Consider the following 24,425-nt stretch of genomic DNA (forward strand, 5'->3'; position numbering starts at 1 on the left):
TTTTCTCCGCATATCCATGATGGAACGATACGCGATTTTCAGCAGGGCCGTTGGAACCGGGCACCGGCCACGACTCCTGCATGCGCACCTTCTTACAGACCAGTTAGTTTGAAATGCTTGTTGACCGGAGCGGAAAACAAGCGCACCGTGGATTGTGATATCCACGATGCGTATGACACTTCCAGCCGCGCTGCCGATACCGGGGGCGCTCAACGTGATCTTCGAGTTCGAGCCGCCTGCCCGCGCCTGACGTGCTCCCCACCTGTCCCGGAAGCCCGCCCATGATGCACGATTTTTTGGCAAACAATGCCCAGGACCTGATCGCACGCTGCGTGGCCAAAGTAGCGAAACGTCCCAGACGGCATGCCACGTCTGCACAACTACGCAACGGCATCCCGATGTTCCTCAGCCAGCTGACCAGGACGCTTGAAGCCGAGCAGGATGAAGGGGAAGGCGCGGGCATGGCCATCTCCGGCGCGTCCGGCGGCGACAACGCAGCCCTGTCCGAAATGGGCGTCAGCGCCGCCGCCCACGGCACCGCCCTGCTTGCCCTGGGATATACCGTCGACCAGGTGGTGCACGACTACGGCGACCTGTGCCAGGCCATCACGGACCTGGCAGTCGAGCGCGATGCGCCATTTACCATCGACGAATTCCGTACCCTGAACCGCTGCCTGGACAATGCGATCGCGGACGCCGTCACCGAGTTCAGCTTCCAGCGCGATGCCTCCATTGCCCGGCAACAGTCAGCGGACCTGAACGAGCGCCTCGGTTTCCTGATGCATGAATTGCGCAATTCCTTGAGCGTCGCGACGATGGCGGTCAGCGCCATGGAGGCCGGCGCGCTGCCGGTAGCAGGAGCGACCGGCGCCGTGCTCAAGCGCAGCCACGAAGCAATGAAGCGCCTGATCACCAGTTCGCTCGACGAAGTGCGCGTCAAGCAAGTGGCCGAGCGAACGGATAATGCGTTTTCTCTGGCGGCCTTCATAGCCGAAGCGCGCGAGTCGGCACAGCTGGACGCGAGCGAGCGCGAGTGCGAATTGCTGGTGACGCCGGTCGAGCCCGGATTGGGTATCGCGGGCAATCGCGACCTGCTGCTGGCGGCACTGGCCAACGTATTGAACAATGCCTTCAAGTTCACCTGTGCCCATACGCCTGTCGCCCTCTCCGCCTATGCTTCCGGCGACCAGGTGCTGATCAAGGTGATGGACCATTGCGGTGGCCTGCCAGGCGGCGACTCGGCGGCGCTGTTTTCTCCGTTCACACAGCGCGGCGACGATAAATCGGGCCTGGGCCTGGGCCTGTCGATTGCCCGCCAGAGCATTGCCGCCGACGGCGGCGACATCACAGTCGAGAATTTTCCGGGCGTCGGTTGCGCCTTTATCATCAGCCTGCCGCGCCGCCTGGCGCCTTGAGTGCCCGCGCCGGTGCTGGCCGACTCGCCGGCAGCGGCGGGATAGGCCGTACAATCGGGGCATGACAGAAGCCCATGCATCTTTCCGGCAGATGGACCCGCGCGCGCTGGAGCTCGCCTTGCACGAGGCACGGCAGCATACGCTGGCCCTGTTCGACGCGCTGGCTGCCGCCGGCCACGACCGGGCGGCGCAGGTGCCGCGCCTGCCCACCCTGAACCCGCCGCTGTGGGAGCTGGGGCATATCGCCTGGTTCGCGGAATGGTTCGTCCTGCGCGAAGCGCGCAGCAGCGCGCCGGGCGACGCCACCGGGCCTTCGCTGCTGGCCCACGGCGACGACTGGTTCGACTCGAACAACGTGGCCCATGGCACGCGCTGGTCGCTCGACCTGCCCGGCCCGGAGGCGATCAAGGGCTATTGCCGCGCCGTGCTGGACCAGATCCGCGACCGGCTGGCGCGCATGCCCGGGGACGACGCGGCGCTCTATCCGTATCGCCTGGTGCTGGCGCATGAGGACATGCATGGGGAAGCCCTGCTGTACACCTTGCAGACCCTGGGGGCGGCGGCGCCCTCCCTTGCAGCAGCCACGGCCGCGAGCGCGCAGGAAAGCCCGGCCCCCCGCGAGATTGCCTGCGCCGGCGGCAGTATCGTGCTCGGTGGCGAGCAGTCGCGGGGCTTCGTGTTCGACAACGAGAAGCAGGCGGCGCCTCGCCAGGTCGCCCCGTTCGCGATCGACGCCGGCCTGGTATCGAATGCTGCATACCGAGACTTCGTGCGCGATGGCGGCTACCAGCGCCTCGACTACTGGAGCGAAGCTGGACGCGCATGGCTGGCCGAGACCGGACGCGCCGCGCCGCGCTACTGGCAGCGGGAAGCGTCAGGCGACGCATGGCACACCGTGCGCTTCGGCAGCCCGGCAGCGCTGGACCTGGCCGAGCCGGTGCGCCACGTGAGCCTGTACGAGGCGCAAGCATATTGCTGCTGGGCCGGACGGCGCCTGCCGACTGAAGAGGAATGGGAATACATCGCCGGTTCGGACCAGCCTGGTTTCCGATGGGGCCAGCTGTGGGAATGGACGGACTCACGCTTTCTTCCCTACGCGGGTTTCAGCGCCGATCGCTACCTTGAGTACTCGGCGCCGTCTTTCGGCAGTCGCCAGACCTTGCGCGGGGCCTCGTTCGCGACACCGATGCGGCTGCGCTCCCCGCATTTCCGCAACTTCTTTACGCCCGAACGGGATGACATCTTCGCCGGGTTTCGTACCTGCGCTTTGTAGGCTGCTGCCAGGGGGCGTCACCCCCATCCAGCCGGTCAAGACTGCGCCAATCACCGCAACATCCCGCTCGCACCAATCAATGCAAACACCAGCGTTGCGACGGGAAACCGATTTTGATGCGGCGATCCTTTGCAGCCGTCGATACGGCGGCCAGCAACAAGAGAAACACCAGAAATAGAGGCGGTTGTGAATACATTGGACGCTTTCGTTTTTTGGAACCAGTCGGCGGGCAGCACTCAACGCACCACATGGCTGATCGCGAAACTGAACTTAACCTGAATCAGCGCATCGGCCGGAATCCCGCCCGGATGCGGATAACGCGCCAGCGCGCGGTTGGCCACGCTGCTCAGTGCGTCGACGAAGCCGTCGCCCATCTTGCGCGTCTTGCGGTCGCGCAGCGTATCGGCGCTGACCCAGCCCAGCAGCTCGTATTCGCGCGATTCGCCGCGCTGCAGCTCGATGCGCGGCACGCCGGCCAGGAAGCGCAGCGTCACATCGCCGCCGATGCCGTGGTCTGCGGCCAGTTCCGGGTATTTCACCTCTGCCTCAATGGTCGACAGCACGCCGATCACGTAATTGCAGAAGGCCAGGCGATCCTTCGGCCAGGCCGCCAGTTCGGCGACGAAGCGGTCCGGGTCGGCCAGGCCTTCCCTGGAAACGCTGCACGAACCGGCGGGGAAGCCGGGCGTCTTCCGCGCCCACCAGAGTGCGGCCGCCACGTCCGGGCCATTGGCCGGATCGGCATAGCCGGCCGCGATGCGCGCGGCGCCATCGGTTTCGCCCGCGTCATGGGCCTGCACGTAGAAGCTCACCGCGCGTGACCAGTCGCGCTTGACGCACAGGCCGTTTTCGTACATCGATCCGGCCAGCAGGGACATCTCGGGGTACTCGTTTTCCAGGCCGCTTTTGAGCCGCTTGACGGCAGTCTGGCAGTCGCGCGCGGCAATGCTGCCGCGCACGGCGTCGACGGCAAGGGCGCCGGAATAGGTGCCGGCGGCTGCGTCGATGGAAGTGGCCAGCAGGGCAAGCAGCAAGGTAGCGGTAATGGATGCGCGCACGGCGGCTTTCCTGTCACATGGGGGCCAGGACAGGACTCTAGCAGAGGCAAGGGGCGTGAATTCTCTCCGATCGCCACACTTGCGTGGAAATCAGATATCGAGCGGATCGACTTCCAGCGACCAGCGCACGCGCGACTTCATGGCGCGCAGGATCTCGATCCACTCGCGCAGGAAGGCCTGCAGCGCCGGGCGCGAGTTCGATTCCACCAGCAGCTGGGCGCGGTCGACATTGTGCACGCGGGTCATCGTCATCGGGATCGGGTCGTTGATCATGATGCCCTCCAGCGGATAACTGTCGCGCGCCGCTTCCAGGAAGGCGATCGCCGTAGCCAGCTCGGGCGCCTCGGCGCGCAGCAGCGCCTGGTACATGTAGGGCGGTAGCCCGGCCTGGCGGCGTTCGTCGAGCAGGCTGCCGGCGAAGCGGTCGTAGTCGTGGCGCACCACCGCGCCATACAGCGGGTGGCTGGCGTAGCGCGTCTGCACCAGCACCTCGGACGCCGCCCCGGCGCGCCCGGCGCGGCCCGCCACCTGCATCAGCTGGGCGAACAGGCGCTCGCTGGCGCGGTAATCCTGGGAGAACAGCGCGGTGTCCGGGTTCAGGATGCCCACCAGGGTGAGCTTCTTGAAATCGTGGCCCTTGGCGACCATTTGCGTGCCGATCAAAATATCCACTTCGCCGCGGTGCACGGTATCGAAAGCCGCCTGGGCACTGCCCTTCAGGCGGGTGGAATCGGCGTCGATGCGCAGAATGCGCGCTTCCGGGAACATCGCCTGCAGTCCTTCCTCCACGCGCTGGGTGCCGCGCCCGAGCGGCTGCAGGTCGACGTTGCCGCAGGTCGGGCAGTGGCGCGGGATGCGCAGCTCCAGGCTGCAATGGTGACAGCGCAGCCGGTGTTCGGGCTTGTGCAGCACCATGAACGAAGTGCAGCGGGTGCAGTTGCTGATCCAGCCGCAGGCCTCGCAGGTGATCACCGGGGCATAACCGCGCCGGTTCAGGAACAGCAGCGACTGTTCGCCGCGGTCCAGGCGCTGGCGCAGGGCCGCCAGCAGCGCGCCGCTCAAGCCGTCCTTGGGACGGTCGCGCTCGAGGTCGACCAGCTTCACGGTCGGCAGCACGGCGTCGCGCACGGCGCGCTCGCGCAGTTCGAGCTTGCGGTAGCGGCCCGAACTGGCGTGGTGCCAGCTCTCCAGCGAGGGCGTGGCCGATCCCAGCACGATCGGGATGGCCAGCTGGTGCGCGCGCCATACCGCCAGATCGCGCGCCGAATAGCGCAGCCCTTCCTGCTGCTTGTACGAGGGGTCGTGCTCCTCGTCGATGATGATCAGCTTGAGGTGGGGCAGCGAGGACAGGATCGCCAGGCGGGTGCCGAGCACGATGCGCGCCTTGCCGGCGTGCGCGGCCATCCAGTGCAGCGTGCGCTCGCCCTCGGACAGGCTGCTGTGCAGGGTCGCCAGCATCACGCCGGGGAAGCGCGCCCGGATATTCCCTTCCAGCTGGGGGGTCAGGTTGATCTCGGGGACCAGGATCAGGATTTGCGCTGCATCGTCGCGCGCCAGCACCTGGGCGCAGGCCTGCAGGTAGACCTCGGTCTTGCCGCTGCCCGTCACGCCATACAGCAGGATCGGCGTGAAGCCTTGCGCTCCGCCGATGGCGTCAGCCGCCGTCTGCTGCTCCGGGTTCAAGACGGGCATGCCGGACGGCGTGGGGTCGTGCGGCGTCTCGTCCTTGGCCAATTTTCTCAGTGCGCGGTCGAGCGCCACGGTCTTGGGCACGCGCAGGTTCTTCGGCAGCCCGGGCAGCGCCACCTCGCCCAGCGGGCGCTGGTAATAGTCGGCCGCGAAACGGGCCAGCGCCAGCCAGCGTGCCGACAGCGGCGGCAACTGGCTGCGCACAGCCAGGGCATCCTTGAGCTTGCTTGGGGGGACGTCGCTGTGCTCCTTGACTGCCACGACCAGGCCGACCACTTCGCGGCGTGCGAACGGCACCAGCACCAGCTGGCCAACCAGTGGCTCTTCGCCCGGCTGGCAAGCCCAGCGGTAGTCAAAGCAGCTGTTGAGCGGTGTATCGAGCGCGACTTCAAGGAAACAGTGTGCCAAAACCAACCTTCTCTTATCCCAGCAAGCTGTGGAAAACTTTGTGAATAGTGCGCTGCTTGACCCCGCTGGAGGTTTACGTTAGATCAACCCAAACCCCGGAATTCACCTGGGGAGTACGAAAAAACCTAATAAATTCAACGGCTTGTAAAACACGAGTTATCCCTGTTTACAACTTCATCTGGATTCCCCTTGCTGTGCATAACTGCACATGTGGTGCGGGAAAAATCGCTGCGCTGCACCACACTCTTCACACCTTACTTAAAGAGTTGGGCTAAGTCCCCGTAAACGTAAGGGTTTTCACCGAACTCATGCGCGCCTGTTGATAACTTTGTGAACAAGGCAGATAAAGCTGGGATATTTCACAACTAGTACAAATGACCTACTGTGTAAATCCACAGTTCTTTAAGTAAAAAATCCTTATGAATCATGATGTTGCGAAATTATTTCTAACGCAAAGATGTCCACAGGAATAAATTCGATGTTTTACCAACTTGTGTACAAGTGTGATTTTGCTGCGGCGGGCTGTGCCGCAACTGGCAGCTAGCGTTATGCGGCGCGCTGCTTGCGGCTGAAGCTGTGGACGGCTTCCACCATCGCCGTCACCGACTCCGGCGGCGTGAACTGCGAAATGCCGTGGCCGAGGTTGAAGACGTGGCCATGCCCTGCCGACGGGGTGCCGTAGGCGCCCAGGCTGCGCTCGACTTCGGCGCGGATCTGCTCCGGCGCCGCGAACAGAATGGCGGGATCGAGGTTGCCCTGCAGGGCGACGCGATCGCCCACCAGCGCACGGGCGCGGCCCAGGTTCACGGTCCAGTCCAGGCCCAGCGCGTCGGCGCCGATGTCGGCCATCTCGTCCAGCCACAGGCCGCCGCCCTTGGTGAACACGATCGCCGGGATGCGTACGCCGTCTTTCTCGCGTTGGAGCTGGCCCAGGATCTGGCGCATGTAGTTCAGCGAGAACTCCTGGTAAGCGCCATCGGCCAGCGCGCCGCCCCAGGAGTCGAAGATCATCACCGCCTGGGCGCCGGCATCGATCTGGGCGTTCAGGTACTGGGCCACGGCGCGCGCATTGGTGTCCAGGATGTGGTGCATCAGGTCGGGCCGCGTGTACATCATCTTTTTGACCGTGTGGAATTCACGCGAGCCGGCGCCTTCGACCATGTAGCAGGCCAGGGTCCACGGGCTGCCCGAGAAGCCGATCAGCGGCACCCGGCCGTTGATCGCGGTACGGATCTGGGTCACCGCCTTGAATACATAGTCGAGCGACGCCATATCGGGGACTGCCAGGGCGCGCACCGCCTCTTCGCTGCGCAGCGGACGCTCGAACTTCGGGCCTTCGCCGTCGGCAAAGTACAGGCCCAGGCCCATTGCGTCCGGCACGGTCAGGATGTCCGAGAACAGGATCGAGGCGTCCAGCGGGAAGCGGTCGAGCGGCTGAAGGGTGACTTCGGTGGCATAGTCCGGATTCTTCGCCAGGCCCAGGAACGAGCCGGCGCGTTCGCGCGTGGCGCGGTATTCCGGCAGGTAGCGGCCCGCTTGGCGCATTAGCCATACCGGGGTGTAGTCGGTCGGCTGGCGCAGCAGCGCACGCAGGAAGGTGTCGTTCTGGAGCGGGGCAAATTGTGGCATGGCTGACAATAGAAGACAGAAGGAAAACGCCTATTATCGCATTCCCGGGCTGACACTTATAATGCCATTCCACCTCATTGAGAGAACCCGCCATGACCAAACAGCAAGCACCTTGCGGCACGTGGACCTCCCCGATCAGCGCCGCCGTCGTTGCGGCCGGCGCCACCCCGCTGGCCTCGCTGATGCTTGACGGCGCCAGCTTGAGCTGGCTGGAAGGCCGGGCCAGCGAGGCGGGACGCTCGACGCTGGTGGGCAGCACTGGTGAGTTGACGCCCGCGCCCTTCAACGTGCGCAGCAAGGTGCATGAATACGGCGGCGGCGCATACACGGTCGCCGATGGCGTGGCCTGGTTCTCCAATCATGCGGATGGCCGCCTGTACCGCGTGCAGCCGGGAAGCGAGCCTGCCGCGCTCACGCTTGATAATGCCCACCGTTATGCCGACTTCATGGTCGATGCGGGACGCGGGCGGCTGGTCACGGTGCGCGAAGACCATTCCGCGGGCGGCCACTACCCCGAGAACACGATCGCCGCCATCGGCTTCGATGGCGTTGAAACCGTGCTCGTGGACGGCAACGATTTCTATGCCGCGCCGCGCATCTCTCCCGACGGCCGACGTCTGGCCTGGCTGTGCTGGGACCACCCGCGCATGCCATGGGAAGGCACCGAGCTGTGGCTGGCCGATATCCTCGAGGACGGCAGCCTGGCCAATGGCCGGCTGATCGCGGGCGGGCCGCAGGAATCGATCTGCCAGCCCGAATGGTCGCCCGGCGGCCTGCTCCACTTCGTGTCCGACCGTAGCGGATGGTGGAATCTGTACCGCTACGACCATGGCGTCGTCCATGCGCTGTGCCCGCGCGAAGCGGAGTTCGGCGGCCCGCAGTGGACCTTCGGCGGTTCGCTGTACGGTTTCCGTGCGGAGGACGACATCGTCTGCACCTATGTCGAGGGCGGCGTCAGCAAGCTGGCGCGCCTGCGCGGCGGCGAACTTGCCGACATCGCCACGCCCTACGAGGAAATCCGCGAGCTGCGCGTCAACAGCCAGACCGTCGCCCTGCTGGGCGGCGCGCCGACGATCGCCCTGGAACTGGCACGCATTGACCTCGACGCCGGCAGGCACGAGGTGCTGGCGCGATCGATCGAATCGCTGCCGCACGAAGGCTACCTCTCGAGCCCGCGCAGCATCAGCTACCCGAGCGCGAACGGACGCACCGCCTACGCTTTCCACTACCCGCCCGCGAATGCCGACTTCGCGCCCCTGGTGGGGGAGCTGCCCCCGCTGATCGTCATCGGCCACGGCGGCCCGACCGGCATGGCGTCCAGCACGCTGAAACTGGCGCTTCAATTCTGGACCAGCCGCGGCTTCGCGGTGCTCGACGTGAACTACGGCGGCAGCACGGGCTTCGGCCGCGCCTACCGCGACCTGCTCAAGGGCCAGTGGGGCGTGGTCGACGTCGAAGACTGCGTGGCCGGCGCGCGCCATCTTGCCGGGCAGGGCCTGGTCGATCCCGAGCGCCTGCTGGTGCGCGGCAGCAGCGCCGGCGGCCTGACGACTTTGTGCGCCCTCGCCTTCCACGACGTGTTCAAGGCCGGCGCCTGCTATTACGGCGTGTCCGACCTGGCGGGGCTCGACGCCGACTCGCACAAGTTCGAATCGCACTACAACCAGTACCTGATCGCCCCGCCCGAGCGCGCCGACAGCGTCTACCGCGAGCGCTCGCCGATCCACCACACCGATAAACTCGACCGGCCAATGATCTTCTTCCAGGGCCTGGACGACATGGTGGTGCCGCCGCAGCAGTCCGAGACGATGGTCGAGGCGCTGCGCGCGCGCAAGCTGCCGGTGGCCTACATCACCCTCGAGGGCGAAGGCCACGGCTTCCGCAAGGCGGAGAGTGTCGTGCGCACCCTCGAAGCGGAGCTGGTGTTCTACCTGCGCGTCTTTAAGCTCCCCGTCCCTGGAGGGCTGCCCGCAGTGGACATCGAGAACCTGCCGCCCGCATGATCCTGGACGAACTTGACTTCGGCGAGCAGGCGATCCTGGCCTTGCTGGCGCTGGCCGGCGAGCCGATGGGCCGCCAGCGCATCCTCGAACACCTGATGGCCGTTGGCCTGGCCCTGCCGACCGCGCAATGGGCGGCCGAGCTGGAACGCCTGCGCGCGGCCGGGCTGGTGACCGACGTGGTGGGACGCGGCTTCACGATCGCACCCGACGCCGCCTGGCCCGCGCTGGCGAAGGCATTGGACAGTGGCCTGTTCCCCACCGTGCAAGCTGCCTATCAACACGTGACGCCGCTGCGGCGCGACTGGCAAGGAACGCCGATCCTGCGCAGCTACCGCCAGGGCCTGGCGCTGCTGCGCATTGCCCTGCTCACGCGCGAGAGCCCGGCCGTCGTCACGCCGCTGCTGGCCGCCTGCCTGCGCTGCCATGAAGCCTCCTACCTGCACCCGCTGGTCGAGGTCTGCGCGCGGCCCTTCGATCCGGCCATCCTGGACTACATCCATCCGTCGCTGGTGGACGGCGTGCTGGCCACCCTGGTGCAGCACACCCAGAGCGAACCTGCGATGGCGCCTGGCATCCGCGCCGCCGCCGAAGCGCAACACGATCCATCGGTCCCACTGCGCCTGGCGCTGGGCGAGCATCTGATCCTGTGCGGCCGCCTCGATGATGCCTCTCTATTACTGGCTGAAGTCGACGACGCGGCCGGTCTGTTCTTCCGCAACGTGATTGCGCTGCTGCGCGACGACTTTGATGTCGCCCTGCCCGGCATCGAGGCGGCGCTCAAGGCGCTGCGCCGCGAGACCGGCAAGCGCAAGGCCATCTTCGAGGGCATCGGCGCCCACCTGTACCTGGCCGCCCTCCTGCGCAGCAACCAGCCGGCCCACCTGAAACTGGCCGACGCCTGGCTCGACATCGCCACCCGCACGGTGCAGCGGCCAGAAACGGCCGTGGTTTTCCAGCTCAGCATGCTGCAAGAAATCCGGCGCGGCACCGTCGATGCCGAAGTGCTGGCTTCGCGCAGCTGGGAGATGGCGCTGGAACCCTTTACTTTCCGCGCGCTGATGCACCACTGGCTCGGCCTGCCGCAGCTGGCAGCCAAGCGTAAGGACATCGAGGACATGCTGGAACAGTCCGAGCGCGCCGGCTTCGATCTGCTGTCGGTGCAGCTGGCGGCGCTGCTCGGCCAGCTCGGCTTCGTCGGCCAGGAGGCGTATGCAAGCGAATTGCGTAAAAAGCACCGCGTCACCGACCTGCTCCACTGGTTCGAACGCGAGGAGCCCTGGGAGCGCCAGCTCAATGCCCTGATCAACCTGCAGCCGGCGCTCAACCTTGAGGTCGTGCGCGAGTCGCGCCTGGTCTGGATGATCCGCTACGACGAACACATGGGCGTGCAGGAGCTGGAACCGCGCGAGCAAAAGCGCGACGCCCAGGGCGGCTGGAGCCGCGGGCGCGCCGTGGGCCTGAAGCGCCTGGCCGAAGAAGCCTCGGCGCTCGACTTCCTCACCGCGCAGGACGTGGCGGCCGTGGCCTCGATCGGCGGCCGGCGCTATTACGGCAGCACCGGCATCCGCTTCGAGTTCGAACTGGACAAGGCCTTGGCGGCGCTGGTCGGCCATCCGCTGCTGTTCTGGATGGATTCCCCGGGCACGCGGGTGGAACTGCTGCCGGGCGAGCCGGAGCTGCTGGTGAAGGCGCGCGGCGGCAAGGTGTCGATCACCCTGCATCCCACCCCAGGCGACCAGGATGGCGACGTGATCGTTACCCGCGAGACGCCGACCCGCCTGCGCCTGGTGCGCATCCTCGAGGAGCACCGCCGCATCGCCGCCATTGTCGGCGAAGGCCTGGTGGTGCCCATGGAAGCCGAGCGCCGCGTGCTGCGCGCGATCAGCGCGATCTCGGCGATCGTCACCGTGCAGTCGGACATCGGCGCCAGCGCGGGCGACATCGAACAGGTAGCGGCCGACCCGCGCCTGCACGTGCACCTGCGCCCTTATCAGCAAGGCATGCGCATGCAGATCCTGGTGCGCCCGCTGCCTGGGAACGGCGCTTATTACGCGCCAGGCACCGGAGGGGAAAACGTGATCGGCGACGTCGATGGCGTGCGCACCGAAGCGAAACGCGACCTGAACGCGGAGCGCGAAGCCGAGCGCCAGCTGGTGGGCGCCTGCCACGCACTCGAACAGGGGGAGCTGGACCACGGCGAATGGCTGCTTGGCCAGCCCTTGCAATGCCTGGAATTCGTGGAAGAGCTGCGCAATGTAGATGCCGACAAGGTGGTGGTGGCCTGGCCGGAAGGCGAGAAATTCCGCGTGGCGAAACGCGCCAACGCAAAATCGGTGCGGGTCCAGATCCGGCGCGACAAGGACTGGTTCGCGGCCAGCGGCGAGGTGGTCATCGACGAGAACCGCGTGATGGACCTGGGCGCGCTGCTGGCCCGCATCCGAGACGAGAAAAGCCGTTTCGTGGCGCTGGGCGACAACGAATACCTGGCCCTGAGCGACGAGCTGCACCGCCGCCTGATGGAATTGGCAGATTACGGCACCCTGCATGGGGACGAGCTGCGGGTGCATCCGCTGGCCAGCTTCTCGCTGGCCGAGCTGGCCCGCGATGCCGGCGGCGTGGCGGGCGACGAAGCATGGCGCAAGCATCTCGAGCGCATGGCCGCCAGCGAAGCCTTCACGCCTGCGCTGCCCTCGACCCTGCAGGCCGAGCTGCGCGACTACCAGCGCGAAGGCTTCGAATGGCTCGCGCGCCTGGCCCACTGGGGCGTGGGCGCCTGCCTGGCCGACGACATGGGACTGGGCAAGACGCTGCAGGCGCTGGCCCTGCTCCTGATGCGCGCGCCCGCCGGCCCGGCCCTGGTGGTGGCGCCGACCTCGGTCTGCCTGAACTGGATCGCCGAGGCCGAGCGCTTCGCGCCGACGCTGAACCTGAAACTGTTCGGGCCGGGCGACCGCGCCGCGACAATAGAACAAGCAGGACCCTTCGACGTGGTGGTGGTGAGCTATGGCCTGCTGCAGCTGGAAGCGGGCTCCTTCGCCAAGCGCACCTGGCACAGCATCGTGCTGGACGAAGCGCAGGCCATCAAGAACATGCACACCAAGCGCTCGCAGGCCGTGATGGCGCTGCAGGGCGACTTCCGCATGGCGGCCACCGGCACGCCGCTGGAAAACCACCTGGGCGAACTGTGGAACCTGTTCAGGTTCATCAACCCGGGCCTGCTGGGCAGCGCCGACCAGTTCCAGCTGCGCTTTGCCGGTCCGATCGAAAAAGCACAGGACAAGCGCGCCGAAGCCGGCGCCCGCATGCGGCTGCGCCGGCTGACGCAACCCTTCATCCTGCGCCGCACCAAGGCGCAAGTCCTGAGCGAGCTGCCGCCGCGCACCGAGATCGTGCTGCCGGTCGAACTGACCCAGGACGAGAGCGCGCTCTACGAATCGCTGCGTCGCCAGGCGCTCGACAAACTGGCCTCGCTGGAGGCGCCCGAGAACCAGAAATCGATCGAGATCCTGGCCGAGATGATGCGGCTGCGCCGCGCCTGCTGCAATCCGGAGCTGGTCGCGCCTGGGGCAGGCATCGTGAGCAGCAAGCTGGTGGCGTTTGCGCGCCTGGTCGACGGCCTGCTCGAGAACAAGCATAAGGCGCTGGTGTTCAGCCAGTTCGTCGATCACCTGAGCCTGATCCGAAAATACCTGGACGGGAAGGATATCCCCTACCAGTACCTCGACGGCGCCACCTCGATGCAGGAACGCAAGCGCCGCGTGGATGCCTTCCAGGCCGGCGAAGGAGAGCTCTTCCTCATCAGCCTGAAGGCGGGCGGCGTCGGCATCAACCTGACCGCGGCCGACTACGTGATCCACATGGACCCGTGGTGGAACCCGGCGGTGGAAGACCAGGCTTCGGACCGCGCCCACCGCATGGGCCAGCAGCGGCCGGTCACGATCTACCGGCTGGTGGCGCGCGGCACCATCGAGGAAGGCATCGTCGACCTGCACCACCGCAAGCGCGGCCTGGCCGACAGCCTGCTGGAAGGCACCGACATGGCGGCGCGCCTGTCGCCGGGCGAGATGCTGGCGATGCTCAAACAGGGGTTAAGCCTACGAGCTGATGGTCTTGCCCCTTAAGCTGGCGCAGCCACGCATTCCATGTGATCATGCCGCTTTTTAATGAAGAGTTAGCGCACATGGAACTGGACAAAGCGGCAACGACGGCGCAAGCCCGTGTCATCGGCGTCAAATCCTGGCCGGCGTATGCGGGCGTGATCGCGCTGGCCGTGGTGCTGTTTGCCGGTGCGCTGCCGCTGGCCTTCCTGTGGAACGAGATCGCGGCGGCCGGCGTGCTGGTTGCATCGGGCGCGCTGGTGGCCTACCGCTTCCTGCTGGTGCGCAGCGTGCAGCTGTACTACGACGACGTCGGCGTCTGGGTGCATGCGGGCGTCCTGCCGTGGAAGCAGGGCGTCAGCGGCGTGAAATGGCGCGACATGGACGACGCCACCTATGTCAACGGCTTCGTGAGCTGGGCGACCCGTTCGTACACCGTGCGCATCGGCCACCGTTTCACCAAGGACAGCGAGATCGTCCTGCATAACATCGCACGCGGACGCCAGGCCGTGGAGACGGTCAACGCCGTCCACCAGGACATGATCCGCAGCGGTTTTATTGAATAAGCGTTGAATAAATTCCCGCTACGTGTCGGAATGTTTCAGCCGTCCGCAAGCGGCCTGAATGGTGCTAATCTTCTTGCGCCTTTATAGCGTTCCTGTTGCGCTTGCCGCGCACGGGGCGCCTGACCTTCTATTTTGCAGGGTTCGAACAGAATGATGAAAACGAAGATCGCGCTGGCAGTCCTTCTGGCGAGTTTCGCGCTGGCGCCTGCCAGCGCCAAGACCAGCAAGCCCGCCAAGGGCAAGGCGAAAGCCACCAAGGTAGTCAAGTCGAAGGCGGCCGACAAGCGCAAGCCAAAGGCGCCGGTCAAGAAAGCTGCCGTCGCAGCAGCTGCCGTTGCCGCTCCTGTCGCCGCTGCCGTCGCCGCGCCACCGACCGCGCCGGCCGCGAACGAAAAGCGCCTCGACCGCCGCTTCGACAGCATGAGCATGCAGTACCTGACCGCGCTGTGGCGCATCGATCCGGAAGGCGGCATCTATGTCGGCAAGTTCGAGCAGGCCGCCAACCTGACCATTCCGGACGCCGCCACCCGCGCCAAAAAACTCGCCTTTGCCAACGAATGGCTGGACAAGTTCGGCAAGTTGGACGTGCGCCAGCTGTCGCCGCGCCAGCGCACCGACTTGGCCCTCTTGGTCAACAAGCTGGAGAAAGACCGCTGGCAGCTGACCACCTGGCGCGAGCACGAGTGGAATCCGTCGATGCACAACATCGCCCAGCCGCTCGACCTGATCCTCAATACCGACTACGCGGCCAAGCCGCAGCGCCTGCGCACCATCCTGAAACGCCTGACCAACGTGCCGGCCTACTACCAGGCCGCGCAAGCCTCGATCGTCAACCCGACCCGCGAACATACCCAGCTTGCCATCGCGCAGGCGCCGGGCACCCTCGCGGTGCTGGCCGACCTGGGCAAGGGCGCCCAGGATTCGATCCTGAATGCGCAGGAAAAGGCCATCTTCGCGCAACGCGTGGCGAGCGCCGGCACCGCGGTGCTGGGCTATGTGGACTTCCTGATCGCCCAGGACAAGGCCATGACGACCGGGAGCATCAAGCCGCGCGCCTTCCGCGCCGGCAAAGACCTGTACGAGCAGAAGTTCGCGCTCGAGATCCAGTCCTCCAGCAGCGCCGAACAGACCTTCCGCAAGGCCCTGGCCACGCGCGAAGAGCTGCTCACCCGCATGGACACGATCTCGGACGAGCTGTGGCCGCGCTACATGGCCGGCGTCGCCAAGCCGCGCGAACGCTTCCAGAAGATCGGCATGATGATCGACAAGCTCTCGAGCCGCCACGTCGCGCGCGAGAACTTCCTGCCCGAGATCCGCCGCCAGATCCCGCTGCTGCACAAGTTCGTCACCGACCGCAACCTGCTCACGCTCGATGCCGACAAGCCGCTGGAAGTGCGCGAGACGCCGATGTACCAGCGCGGCGTGGCCGGCGCCAGCATCGATGCGCCGGGCCCGTACCGCCCGAAGGACAAGACGTATTACAACGTCACCCCGCTCGACAGCCTCACGCCGCAGCAGGCCGAGAGCAGCCTGCGCGAGTACAACGAATGGATCCTGCAGATCCTGAACATCCACGAGGCGATTCCCGGCCACTACGCGCAGCTGGTCTACGCCAACCGTTCGCCTTCGCTGGTGAAGTCGCTGTTCGGCAACGGCGCCATGGTCGAAGGCTGGGCCGTGTACGGCGAGCGCATGATGCTGGAGAACGGCTACGGCGACAACGCTCCCGAGATGTGGCTGATGTACTCGAAGTGGAACCTGCGCAGCGTGACCAACACCATCCTCGACTACAGCGTGCACGTGCTCGGCATGCAGCAGCAGGAGGCGATCGACCTGCTGGTGCGCCAGGCCTTCCAGACCCGCCAGGAAGCCGACGAGAAGTGGCGCCGCGTGTCGCTCACTTCGGTGCAGCTGACCAGCTACTACAGCGGCTACGAGCAGATCATGGCCCTGCGCGAGCGCCGCAAGCAGCAGCTCGGCGAGCGCTTCAACCTGAAGGAATTCCACGACCAGTTCCTCGGCTATGGCAACGCGCCGGTGAAGATGATTTCGGAACTGATGCAGTGACAATGTGTTGATATTGCACAGCAAGCCTGCTGTGCAAAAGCGCACAAGCGGCGTGCTAACTCGCTCGCTTGTGCGCAAGTTCTCCGGGGATAGAATGGGTGTGGACCTCGCGTACAAGCGGGGCAACAACCATAAGCCGGAGACCCATCCCATGACTTCCCTTCCCCTGCCGCCATCCTAGCCGCGCGGCCCGCCAGTCTTTCCCGCTTGTTTCACCGAATTGCCGGTCACGAAGGGGCGAGGTCGCGTTGCGCCTGTTGTTTCCGGTCCTGTAGTGTTGATAGCAACAGCACGGAGACTTCCATGGCATTCTTCTTTAAACGCGCGGCACTCGCCGCCGCCTGCATGGCCCTCAGCCTGCCGGCATCCGCGCAACTCCAGGCCGGACCGGGCACGTGGAGCGCGAACCAGACCTGGGCCACCGACACCACCAATGGCGGCGCCCTCACCGGCTATTACTACTGGCCTGCCACCACGCCAACGCTGGCCGGCAAGCGCGCCCTGGTGCTGGTGCTGCACGGCTGTGCCCAGACCGCGGCGAACGACGTCATCGCCGGCACGGGCGACGCCGGCTACAACTGGAAGGCGGCGGCCGACCAGTACGGCGCCGTGATCCTGGCGCCCAACGCCACCGGCAACCTGTATGGCGCGCACTGCTGGGATTGGGCCGCCACCAACCGCAGCCGCAGCTACGGGCACAACGCGGTGCTGCTCGACCTGATCAATCGTTTCGTCAGCAACCCGCAGTATGCGATCGACCCCAAACAGGTGTATGTCACCGGCCTGTCCTCGGGCGGATCCAAGACCATGGTGATGGGCTGCGTGGCGCCCGACATCTTCGCCGGCATCGGCATCAATGCCGGCCCGTCGCCGACCGTGTCGAGCTCGCAGATCGCCTCGGTCCCCGCGGGCACGACTTCCAGCAGCGTGGCCAGCGCCTGTACCTCGTGGGCGGGCGCCAGCGCCAGCCAGTTTACCAGCCAGGTGGCGAGCGTCATCTGGGGCACCAACGACTACGTGGTGGGCCAGGCCTACGGCCCGCTGAATGCGGCCGCGATGCGCCAGGTGTACGGCGGGACCTATACCAGGGGCGCGACCGCCACGGTGCCGACCGGCGGCAGCAACGTGCCCTATACGGACGCGAACGGCAAGCTGCGTACCTCGGAAATCGTGGTGACCGGCATGGCCCACGCCTGGCCGGCGGGCACCGGTGGCCAGAACAGTAATTACGTCGACGCCACCAAAGTCAACTACCCGGCCTTCGTGATGGACTTCTGGTTCAAGAACAACCTGCGGGTGGCGCAGTCGGCGCCTCCGAGCATGAGCTCGTGCAGCGCCAGCGTCTCCGGATCGACCGTCACGGTGAACGGCGCGGCCACCGATGCCGCCGGCCCTATCGGCAGCTACCGCGTGGTGCTGAACGGCCCGACCCCGGTGAACGATGGCGCCGCCGGCAGCGGCGCCAGCTTCAGCAAGGCCTATGCGGCGCGCGCCGACGGCTATTATTCGGGCACGGTCACGGCCACCAATACCACGACCGGCTTGACGTCGGGCGCCTGCATGATCGCCCAGTTCCTGGTCGGCAGCGCACCTGCCCTGCTGCCGCCAGGCGGGCTGGCGATGGGCGCGCGCACCGCCAGCAGCATCGCGCTGTCCTGGAATGCTGCCAATGGCGCGACCGGCTACAACGTCTACCGCAACGGGGCCAAGGTCAATGGCACAGCCTTGACGGCGACCGGCTACACCGACGGCGGCCTGGCGGCCAGCACCAGCTACACCTACGAGGTGACCGCGCTCGGTAACGGCGGCGTGGAAAGCGCGAAGTCTTCCAGCGTGACCGGGTCGACCACGTCCGGCTTTACGTGTACGGCCACCACCGCCAGCAACTACGCGCACGTGACGGCCGGACGCGCGCATAACAGCGGCGGCTATGCGCTGGCCAACGGGTCGAACCAGAACATGGGGCTGAACAATACGTTCTATACCTCGACTCTGGCGCAGACCTCAAGCGGGTATTACATCATCGGGAACTGCCCGTAACGCCTGTCTCGGCCGCGTACCTCGACCCATCGTCCCGGCGAAGGCGCGAGCAATGCCGCTGGCATTGCTCGCGCAAGTTTGCCCGCACGCCGGCGCTTCGCGGCGAAGCCTTCGCTATGCATCGGAATTGGATCCCTGCCTTCGCCGGGAGTCCCAGGCGCCGGTGGCGTGTAGGACGGTTATAAGGCCGGTGAAAAAGGGGAGGATCAGAGCCGGGCAGGTCTACCAGACCCAGTCATTCGCCGGTGGACTCGGAGACGGCGGCGTGCTGAAAACGAGTCAAGGCCGGCCGTCAGACCGGTTCTTCAGGCGAGCGCGTGACACGGGCGAAGATCGGCGCCACCAGCAGGCCCAGTTCGTAGAGCAGGCACATCGGGATGGCCAGCGCCAGCTGGCTGACCACGTCCGGCGGCGTCACGATGGCCGCGATCACGAAGGCGCCGACGATCACGTAGGAGCGGATCTCCTTGAGCTTCTCGATGCTGACGATCCCCATGCGCACCAGGATCACCACCACCACCGGCACTTCGAAGGTGGCGCCGAAGGCGAGGCACATCGACATGACGAAGTCGAGATAATTCTCGATGTCGGGCGTCACCGCGATCGAGGTCGGCGCGAATTCGCCGATGAAATGGAAGACGCGCTTGAAGACGAAGAAGTAGCAGAAGGCCACGCCGCCGATGAACAGCAGCGACGAGGAAATCACCAGCGGCAGCACCAGGCGCTTCTCGTGCGCATACAGGCCGGGTGCCACGAAGGCCCACAGCTGGTAGAACACCCAGGGCAGCGCAATGATGAAGGCAAGCAGCAGCGTCACCTTCATCGGCACCAGGAAGGGCGAGATCACGCCGGTGGCGATCATCGTCGAGCCAGGCGGCAGCGAGGCGATCATCGGTTCGGCAAGCCAGTCGTAGACCTGCGAAGGCCCCGGCCAGATGAACAGCGCCGCGCAGGCGATCGCGATCCCGATCGACGCCTTGACCAGGCGGTCACGCAGTTCGACGAGGTGGGAGATGAAGGTTTCTTCGCCTGCGGCTTCTTCGGTCATTTAGAAAAACGAACTCTTGGATTTGCTGGAGCCAGGGCGGAACTTGCGCACGCGCGCAGCGCCCGACAGCACATGGGTCTTGCCGCCGTTGCGGTGCTTGTACCAGGTCGGCACGGCCGAGGTGCGCACCAGCTTCTTGCGGCGGAAGTCGCGCGCCTTGCGCTCGATGTCCGTCGTACTGAGGAAGGACGACGAGCCGGCATGCGCGGACATCGCCTCGCGCCCGTCCCACAGCGCCTCGACCTCGTCGACCTGGCTGGAAACGGATTGCTCGAGATCGTCCTTGAACGACTGCGCGCTCTCGTGCACTTCCTTGTGCAGGTTGCGCAGCTCGTCGAGCTCGATCTCACGGCTGACTTCGGATTTCACGTCGTGCAGGTAGCGCTGGGCGCGCCCATACAGCGTGCCGGCCATGCGCGCTACTTTCGGCAGCTTTTCAGGGCCGATCACGATCAGGGCGACAACGCCGATGATCGCGATTTTCGACAGTCCGAGATCGATCATGCCCGGCGATTAATGACGGGTCTTTTCGCGGGCTTCGACATCGATGGTCGACTTGTCGGCAACCTGTTGCGTCGTGGTCGTGGTCGTGGTAGTCGCGCCCGGCTCGGCATTCGCCTTGTCTTCCTCGCCCTTCACGCCATCCTTGAAGCCCTTGACGGCCTTGCCCAGATCGCCACCGATATTGCCGATTTTCTTGGTGCCGAAAATCAGCATCACGACGACCAGCACAATGACCCAGTGCCAAATACTCATTGAACCCATGTTTATCTCCTAGCGAGGCGCATGCGCCTGTAAATCGGGAAAGCGTATGTTTCAGTATACGCCATGCGGGAGCTGCTTGCCCCCATTAAAAACTTGGTAGCAGCTTAGCCAACTTTTCAGGTACCCAGCCCGCGCCATGGGCGCTTGCCGCCATACACGTGCAGGTGCAGGTGATACACCTCCTGCCCGCCGTCCGGTCCGGTATTGATCAGGGTCTTGAAGCCACCGCTGCGTCCGCCATTACCATCCGTCTTGACCGCGACACCATGCTCTTCTGCAAGCTTCGGGGCCAGCGCCAGCATCTTGCCCAGCACCGTCGCATGCTCGCCGGTGCAATCCGACAGCGTGGCCACGTGTTGTTTCGGAATCACCAGGAGGTGCACCGGAGCCGCCGGGTTGATGTCCTTGAACGCCAGCACGTCCTCGTCCTCGTAGACGATATTCGCCGGAATCTGCTTGGCGATGATCTTGCAGAAAATGCAGTTGTCCATCTTGTCTCCAGATCTGTGACGGCGTTCCCTCGGGAACCCTTGCATGCTAGCGGCGCGCCGTGACACCGGCATGACCGCGAAAACCCGATTATGACACCGGATGCGATGATGACAAGTGAGTAGGTGCTTACTATCGTTACTGGTCGCCGCGGGCGGCTTTCTCGATGATGCCGGACACGCCTTCCCGCCGTCCCAGTTCGTCGATCACCTGCTGCGGCGTTAAACCGAACTGGGCCAGCAGCACCATGCTGTGGAACCACAGGTCGGCGGTTTCGTAGAGTAGCTTCGAGGCGTCGCCCGAGACGCGCGCGTCCTTGGCGGCCATCACGGTCTCGGTGGCTTCCTCGCCGATCTTTTTCAGGATCGCGTCGTCGCCCTTGGCGAACAGCTTGGCCACGTAGGAAGTTGCAGGGTCGCCGCCGTTGTCCGGCTTGCGCGATTCGATCACGGCCGCCACGCGGGCCAGAATGTCGCTCATGGATGTTTTTTCGGATAGATGGTGTCGGGGTCTTGCAGCACGGGATCGACCGCCTGCCAGTCGTCGCCGTCGAATTTCTGGAAGAAGCAGGAGTGGCGCCCGGTGTGGCAGGCAATACCCCCCACCTGCTCGATCTTGAGCAGCACCACGTCTTCGTCGCAGTCCAGGCGCATTTCCACTACCCGCTGGGTGTGGCCGGACTCTTCGCCCTTGTGCCACAGCTTCTTGCGCGAGCGGCTCCAGTAGACGGCTTCGCCCAGCTCCACCGTTTTGGCCAGCGCGTCGCGGTTCATCCAGGCGAACATCAGGATGTCGCCGGTCGCCGCTTCCTGCGCGATCACCGGCACCAGGCCGTTCTCGTCCCAGCGGACCTTGTTGAGCCATTTGTGTGCCATGTTCACTCCAGCCGCATCGGGATGCCGCGTTCAGCCATATAGCGCTTGGCTTCGCCGACCGTGTGCTGCCCGTAATGGAAGATGCTGGCGGCCAACACCGCATCAGCATGGCCCTCCAAAATACCGTCGGCCAGGTCTTTCAGCGAACCGACGCCGCCCGAGGCGATCACGGAAATGCCCACCGCGTCCGACACGGCGCGGGTCAGGCCCAGGTCGAAACCGACCTTGGTGCCGTCGCGGTCCATCGAGGTCAGCAGCAACTCGCCGGCGCCGAGACTTTCCATCTTGCGCGCCCATTCGACCGCATCGAGCCCGGTCGCATTGCGCCCGCCGTGGGTAAACACTTCCCATTTGCCGGGTGCGACCTGCTTGGCGTCGATCGCGACCACGATGCACTGCGAACCGTGCTTTTGCGAGGCCTCGAACACCAGTTGCGGGTTGGTGACGGCCGAGGTGTTCATCGACACCTTGTCGGCGCCGGCATTGAGCAGGCGCCGCACGTCTTCGACCTTGCGCACGCCGCCACCGACGGTGAACGGGATGAACACGGTCGAGGCCACAGCTTCGATGATCGGCAGGATCAGGTCGCGGCCGTCGCTCGAGGCGGTAATGTCGAGGAAGGTAAGTTCGTCGGCGCCCTGGCCGTCATAGCGGCGCGCGATCTCGACCGGGTCGCCGGCGTCGCGCAGCTCGGTGAAGTTGACGCCCTTGACCACGCGGCCGCCGGTGACGTCGAGGCAGGGGATGATGCGTTTTGCGAGCATAAAATTCTTGAAGTTTAACGATGAACCGTCGTTCCCGCGAAGGCGGGAACCCAATTCCTATGTTCCGTGTGAACGCGTGCAGCGTAAGGTGCACGCAAACCTGGATCCCCGCCTGCGCGGGGATGACGGCTCAAAGGACGGTGGCCCTGATGAGACTTACGCCTGCGCACCCTCAGTCAGCACATCCGCCCGTTCCTGCGCCGACGCCAGATCCAGCGTGCCCTCATAAATCGAACGCCCGCAGATCACGCCTTCGATGCCTTCGTCCTGCACCGCGCACAGGGCTTCGACGTCGGCCAGGATGTGCACGCCGCCCGAGGCGATGATCGGAATGCGCACGGCCTGGGCCAGCTTGACGGTAGCTTCGATGTTCACGCCGCCCATCATGCCGTCGCGGCCGATATCGGTGTAGACGATCGATTCCACGCCATAGCCTTCGAATTTCTTGGCCAGGTCGATGACTTCGTGGCCAGACATCTTGCTCCAGCCGTCGGTGGCGACCTTGCCGTCGCGCGCGTCCAGGCCGACGATGATCTGGCCCGGGAAGGCGCCGCAGGCGTCGTGCAGGAAGCCCGGGTTCTTCACCGCGGCAGTACCGACGATGATGTAGCTGATGCCGTCGTCCAGGTAGCGCTCGATGGTGTCGAGGTCGCGAATGCCGCCGCCCAGCTGGACCGGGATCTCGTCGATGCCATGCTCTTCGGCGTATTCCTGCACCACTTGCAGGATAGCCTTGACCGCCCCTTCGTTCTTCGGCTTGCCGGCGAAGGCGCCGTTCAGGTCGACCAGGTGCAGGCGGCGCGCGCCCTGCTTGAGCCAATGCAGCGCCATGTCGGCGGGATCTTCGGAGAACACGGTGGCGAGTTCCATGTCGCCCTGTTTCAGGCGAACGCAGTGACCGTCTTTCAGGTCGATGGCGGGGATCAGCAGCATGGTCGTTGTCGGTGGGTTGGTTGGTTGGAGGTAAGTGTGAACGCGGTTCACGGCTTCCAGTGGATGAAATTGCGGTACAGGCGCAGGCCGGCGGCTGCGCTCTTTTCGGGGTGGAACTGGGTGGCGACCAGGTTGTCACGCGCCACGGCGCAGGCGTACATGCCGCCGTAGTCGGCTTCGCCGATGGTGTCGTATGCTTCTTCGGGCGCGGCGTAATAGCTGTGCACGAAATAGAAATAGCTGCCGTCCTCGACGCCGTCCCACAGCGGGTGGGCGCGGGTCTGGCGCACGCGGTTCCAGCCCATCTGCGGCACCTTGAAGCGCGAGCCGTCAGCCTGCAGCTTGCCTTCCAACTGGAAGCGCACCACCTTGCCCGGAAGGAGGCCCAGGCCCGGCGTGCCCTCGTTTTCTTCGCTGGCGTCGAACAGCATCTGCTCGCCCACGCACACGCCCATCACCGGGCGCGTTTTTACCGCGCGCAGAAGCGCTTCCTCGGCGCCGGATTCGCGCAGGCTGCGCATGCAGTCGCGCATCGCGCCCTGGCCCGGCAGCACGATGCGGTCGGCCGCATCGATATCTAGAGCCTGGTTCGAGACCAGGATGTCGGCTTCCGGTGCGGCCGCGCGCAGGGCCTGCGCGACCGAGCGCAGGTTACCGAGGCCATCGACCACCACAATCTTGTTCGTCATAGTCGGTCGCTTACAGGCTGCCTTTGGTCGAAGGGATGATGCCGGCGGCGCGCTCGTCGAGCGTGGTGGCCATGCGCAGCGCGCGGCCAAAGGCCTTGAACACGGTTTCGCACTGGTGGTGCGCGTTGACGCCGCGCAGGTTGTCAATGTGCAGGGTCACGCCGGCATGGTTCACGAAGCCGCGGAAAAATTCGCCCGTGAGGTCGACATCGAAGGTGCCGATCATGGCGCGCGTCCAGGGGATGTGCATTTCCAGGCCCGGACGGCCCGAGAAATCGATGACCACGCGCGACAGCGCTTCGTCCAGCGGCACGTAGGAATGGCCATAGCGGGTCATGCCCTTCTTGTCGCCCACGGCCTTGGCCACCGCCATGCCCAGCGTGATGCCGGTGTCTTCCACGGTATGGTGGGCATCGATATGCAGGTCGCCGACGGCTTCGACTTCGAGGTCGAACATGCCGTGGCGGGCGATCTGGTCGAGCATGTGGTCGAGGAAGGGGACGCCCGTATTGAGCTTCTGACGGCCGGTGCCGTCGAGATTGATCGAGACGCGGACCTGCGTCTCGTTGGTGTTGCGCGTGATGTCGGCGGTACGGGTCATTGCTGGGTGCTCTTCC

General features: G+C 65.4%; 21 protein-coding genes. 7 read left to right on the forward strand and 14 right to left on the reverse strand.

Going from position 1 to position 24,425, the window contains the following annotated elements:
• The first annotated feature begins 281 nt into the window (after nucleotides 1-281).
• Both AC56K1_RS07375 and senA read left to right on the forward strand, forming a co-directional pair.
• Nucleotides 282-1,415, forward strand: a complete 1,134-nt coding sequence (locus AC56K1_RS07375; protein WP_497157201.1) for a sensor histidine kinase — start codon at nucleotides 282-284, stop codon at nucleotides 1,413-1,415.
• A gap of 61 nt (nucleotides 1,416-1,476) precedes the next feature.
• Nucleotides 1,477-2,688 (forward strand): selenoneine synthase SenA, encoded by a 1,212-nt coding sequence (gene senA / locus AC56K1_RS07380; RefSeq protein ID WP_497157202.1) that lies wholly within the window; start codon nucleotides 1,477-1,479, stop codon nucleotides 2,686-2,688.
• Nucleotides 2,689-2,738: 50 nt separating this feature from the next.
• Here senA and AC56K1_RS07385 read toward each other — a convergent pair whose 3' ends face one another.
• The 4 genes from AC56K1_RS07385 to hemE form a co-directional block, all read right to left on the reverse strand.
• Nucleotides 2,739-2,924 (reverse strand): hypothetical protein, encoded by a 186-nt coding sequence (locus tag AC56K1_RS07385; protein WP_497157203.1) that lies wholly within the window; start codon nucleotides 2,922-2,924, stop codon nucleotides 2,739-2,741.
• Complete coding sequence (locus tag AC56K1_RS07390; protein ID WP_497157204.1) at nucleotides 2,925-3,746, reverse strand: SEL1-like repeat protein; 822 nt, start codon at nucleotides 3,744-3,746, stop codon at nucleotides 2,925-2,927. It lies immediately after the preceding gene.
• Between the two features lie 90 nt (nucleotides 3,747-3,836).
• Nucleotides 3,837-5,843 (reverse strand): primosomal protein N', encoded by a 2,007-nt coding sequence (locus AC56K1_RS07395; RefSeq protein WP_497157205.1) that lies wholly within the window; start codon nucleotides 5,841-5,843, stop codon nucleotides 3,837-3,839.
• 546 nt (nucleotides 5,844-6,389) lie between these two features.
• Complete coding sequence (gene hemE / locus AC56K1_RS07400; RefSeq protein ID WP_497157206.1) at nucleotides 6,390-7,472, reverse strand: uroporphyrinogen decarboxylase; 1,083 nt, start codon at nucleotides 7,470-7,472, stop codon at nucleotides 6,390-6,392.
• Nucleotides 7,473-7,564: 92 nt separating this feature from the next.
• Here hemE and AC56K1_RS07405 point away from each other — a divergent pair, with 92 nt between their 5' ends.
• The 5 genes from AC56K1_RS07405 (at nucleotide 7,565) to AC56K1_RS07425 (ending at nucleotide 18,245) form a co-directional block, all read left to right on the forward strand.
• The gene (locus AC56K1_RS07405) at nucleotides 7,565-9,475 is read left to right on the forward strand and encodes a S9 family peptidase (RefSeq protein WP_497157207.1); all 1,911 of its coding nucleotides are present in this window, start codon (nucleotides 7,565-7,567) and stop codon (nucleotides 9,473-9,475) included.
• The gene (locus AC56K1_RS07410) at nucleotides 9,472-13,596 is read left to right on the forward strand and encodes an SNF2-related protein (protein ID WP_497157208.1); all 4,125 of its coding nucleotides are present in this window, start codon (nucleotides 9,472-9,474) and stop codon (nucleotides 13,594-13,596) included. The genes AC56K1_RS07405 and AC56K1_RS07410 overlap by 4 nt, the downstream gene beginning before the upstream one ends.
• 59 nt (nucleotides 13,597-13,655) lie before the next feature.
• The gene (locus tag AC56K1_RS07415; protein WP_497157209.1) at nucleotides 13,656-14,138 is read left to right on the forward strand and encodes a hypothetical protein; all 483 of its coding nucleotides are present in this window, start codon (nucleotides 13,656-13,658) and stop codon (nucleotides 14,136-14,138) included.
• A 150-nt stretch (nucleotides 14,139-14,288) separates the two neighbouring features.
• Entirely contained in the window at nucleotides 14,289-16,205 is a 1,917-nt protein-coding gene (locus tag AC56K1_RS07420; protein WP_497157210.1) for a DUF885 domain-containing protein, read from the forward strand.
• 303 nt (nucleotides 16,206-16,508) lie between these two features.
• Nucleotides 16,509-18,245: an extracellular catalytic domain type 1 short-chain-length polyhydroxyalkanoate depolymerase gene (locus tag AC56K1_RS07425; protein ID WP_497157211.1), complete on the forward strand. Its 1,737-nt coding sequence runs from the start codon at nucleotides 16,509-16,511 to the stop codon at nucleotides 18,243-18,245.
• A 292-nt stretch (nucleotides 18,246-18,537) separates the two neighbouring features.
• On the opposite strand, the gene tatC is transcribed toward AC56K1_RS07425, so the two are convergent.
• The 10 genes from tatC to hisB all read right to left on the reverse strand — a co-directional run bounded on the left by tatC (nucleotide 18,538) and on the right by hisB (nucleotide 24,409).
• Nucleotides 18,538-19,293 carry a twin-arginine translocase subunit TatC gene (gene tatC, locus AC56K1_RS07430; RefSeq protein ID WP_497157212.1) on the reverse strand — a complete coding sequence of 252 codons (756 nt, stop codon included), beginning with the start codon at nucleotides 19,291-19,293 and terminating at the stop codon, nucleotides 18,538-18,540.
• Nucleotides 19,294-19,797 (reverse strand): Sec-independent protein translocase protein TatB, encoded by a 504-nt coding sequence (tatB, locus tag AC56K1_RS07435; RefSeq protein ID WP_497157213.1) that lies wholly within the window; start codon nucleotides 19,795-19,797, stop codon nucleotides 19,294-19,296.
• Between the two features lie 9 nt (nucleotides 19,798-19,806).
• Nucleotides 19,807-20,058, reverse strand: a complete 252-nt coding sequence (tatA, locus tag AC56K1_RS07440) for a Sec-independent protein translocase subunit TatA (RefSeq protein ID WP_497157214.1) — start codon at nucleotides 20,056-20,058, stop codon at nucleotides 19,807-19,809.
• Nucleotides 20,059-20,174: 116 nt separating this feature from the next.
• The gene (locus AC56K1_RS07445) at nucleotides 20,175-20,549 is read right to left on the reverse strand and encodes a histidine triad nucleotide-binding protein (RefSeq protein WP_497129217.1); all 375 of its coding nucleotides are present in this window, start codon (nucleotides 20,547-20,549) and stop codon (nucleotides 20,175-20,177) included.
• Nucleotides 20,550-20,685: 136 nt separating this feature from the next.
• Nucleotides 20,686-21,027 carry a phosphoribosyl-ATP diphosphatase gene (locus AC56K1_RS07450; protein WP_497157215.1) on the reverse strand — a complete coding sequence of 114 codons (342 nt, stop codon included), beginning with the start codon at nucleotides 21,025-21,027 and terminating at the stop codon, nucleotides 20,686-20,688.
• Nucleotides 21,024-21,422, reverse strand: coding sequence for a phosphoribosyl-AMP cyclohydrolase (gene hisI / locus AC56K1_RS07455; RefSeq protein WP_497157216.1), 399 nt, complete (start codon nucleotides 21,420-21,422; stop codon nucleotides 21,024-21,026). Before hisI ends, AC56K1_RS07450 begins: the two co-directional genes overlap by 4 nt.
• 2 nt (nucleotides 21,423-21,424) lie before the next feature.
• Entirely contained in the window at nucleotides 21,425-22,186 is a 762-nt protein-coding gene (hisF, locus tag AC56K1_RS07460) for an imidazole glycerol phosphate synthase subunit HisF (protein WP_497157217.1), read from the reverse strand.
• Nucleotides 22,187-22,342: 156 nt separating this feature from the next.
• Nucleotides 22,343-23,119: a 1-(5-phosphoribosyl)-5-[(5-phosphoribosylamino)methylideneamino]imidazole-4-carboxamide isomerase gene (gene hisA / locus AC56K1_RS07465; protein ID WP_497157218.1), complete on the reverse strand. Its 777-nt coding sequence runs from the start codon at nucleotides 23,117-23,119 to the stop codon at nucleotides 22,343-22,345.
• 47 nt (nucleotides 23,120-23,166) lie between these two features.
• Nucleotides 23,167-23,808: an imidazole glycerol phosphate synthase subunit HisH gene (gene hisH, locus AC56K1_RS07470; protein WP_497157219.1), complete on the reverse strand. Its 642-nt coding sequence runs from the start codon at nucleotides 23,806-23,808 to the stop codon at nucleotides 23,167-23,169.
• Between the two features lie 10 nt (nucleotides 23,809-23,818).
• A complete protein-coding gene (gene hisB / locus AC56K1_RS07475) occupies nucleotides 23,819-24,409 on the reverse strand; it encodes an imidazoleglycerol-phosphate dehydratase HisB (protein WP_489874867.1) in 591 nt (196 codons plus the stop codon).
• Nucleotides 24,410-24,425: the final 16 nt, after the last annotated feature.

The organism is Telluria sp. ZB4P37 (assembly GCF_059685855.1).

Excerpts from the sequence above, each read along its gene's own strand:
- AC56K1_RS07375 (WP_497157201.1), top strand. The coding sequence starts at position 282 with ATGATGCACGATTTTTTGGCAAACAATGCCCAGGACCTGATCGCACGC.
- senA (WP_497157202.1), top strand. The coding sequence starts at position 1,477 with ATGACAGAAGCCCATGCATCTTTCCGGCAGATGGACCCGCGCGCGCTG.
- hemE (WP_497157206.1), bottom strand. The coding sequence starts at position 7,472 with ATGCCACAATTTGCCCCGCTCCAGAACGACACCTTCCTGCGTGCGCTG.
- AC56K1_RS07405 (WP_497157207.1), top strand. The coding sequence starts at position 7,565 with ATGACCAAACAGCAAGCACCTTGCGGCACGTGGACCTCCCCGATCAGC.
- AC56K1_RS07410 (WP_497157208.1), top strand. The coding sequence starts at position 9,472 with ATGATCCTGGACGAACTTGACTTCGGCGAGCAGGCGATCCTGGCCTTG.
- AC56K1_RS07415 (WP_497157209.1), top strand. The coding sequence starts at position 13,656 with ATGGAACTGGACAAAGCGGCAACGACGGCGCAAGCCCGTGTCATCGGC.
- AC56K1_RS07420 (WP_497157210.1), top strand. The coding sequence starts at position 14,289 with ATGATGAAAACGAAGATCGCGCTGGCAGTCCTTCTGGCGAGTTTCGCG.
- AC56K1_RS07425 (WP_497157211.1), top strand. The coding sequence starts at position 16,509 with ATGGCATTCTTCTTTAAACGCGCGGCACTCGCCGCCGCCTGCATGGCC.
- tatC (WP_497157212.1), bottom strand. The coding sequence starts at position 19,293 with ATGACCGAAGAAGCCGCAGGCGAAGAAACCTTCATCTCCCACCTCGTC.
- tatB (WP_497157213.1), bottom strand. The coding sequence starts at position 19,797 with ATGATCGATCTCGGACTGTCGAAAATCGCGATCATCGGCGTTGTCGCC.
- tatA (WP_497157214.1), bottom strand. The coding sequence starts at position 20,058 with ATGGGTTCAATGAGTATTTGGCACTGGGTCATTGTGCTGGTCGTCGTG.
- AC56K1_RS07445 (WP_497129217.1), bottom strand. The coding sequence starts at position 20,549 with ATGGACAACTGCATTTTCTGCAAGATCATCGCCAAGCAGATTCCGGCG.
- AC56K1_RS07450 (WP_497157215.1), bottom strand. The coding sequence starts at position 21,027 with ATGAGCGACATTCTGGCCCGCGTGGCGGCCGTGATCGAATCGCGCAAG.
- hisI (WP_497157216.1), bottom strand. The coding sequence starts at position 21,422 with ATGGCACACAAATGGCTCAACAAGGTCCGCTGGGACGAGAACGGCCTG.
- hisF (WP_497157217.1), bottom strand. The coding sequence starts at position 22,186 with ATGCTCGCAAAACGCATCATCCCCTGCCTCGACGTCACCGGCGGCCGC.
- hisA (WP_497157218.1), bottom strand. The coding sequence starts at position 23,119 with ATGCTGCTGATCCCCGCCATCGACCTGAAAGACGGTCACTGCGTTCGC.
- hisH (WP_497157219.1), bottom strand. The coding sequence starts at position 23,808 with ATGACGAACAAGATTGTGGTGGTCGATGGCCTCGGTAACCTGCGCTCG.
- hisB (WP_489874867.1), bottom strand. The coding sequence starts at position 24,409 with ATGACCCGTACCGCCGACATCACGCGCAACACCAACGAGACGCAGGTC.